We start from the raw sequence: 252 nt of genomic DNA, 5'->3' as shown, positions 1-252 counted from the left end.
GTTCAAGATATTGAACTAAATAATATAACATAGGTTATTGCTCGTTAAACGTTTCTGTTAATATTTCCTTATCGTCAAAATGATGTCGTATCCCATTGATCTCCTGATAATTCTCGTGCCCCTTGCCAGCTACCAAAATTACGTCATGTGCCTGCGCCAGATGACAAGCTGCACGAATTGCTTCTTTCCGGTCTGAAATAGTAAACGTCTTCCGTCGCCCATCCGCTGGGATGCCGACTTCCATATCTCTTA

The 252-nt window shown here is 42.1% G+C and carries 1 pseudogene; it reads right to left on the bottom strand.

Annotated features, from left to right (window positions below):
- Positions 1-34: 34 nt before the first annotated feature.
- Positions 35-252, bottom strand: a pseudogene (locus DC366_RS20740) (hypothetical protein); the annotation flags it as partial.

The organism is Pelagivirga sediminicola, assembly GCF_003072125.1.
In the GTDB taxonomy this organism is placed as follows: domain Bacteria; phylum Pseudomonadota; class Alphaproteobacteria; order Rhodobacterales; family Rhodobacteraceae; genus Roseovarius; species Roseovarius sediminicola.
This window is presented reverse-complemented; position numbering and strand designations above follow the sequence as displayed.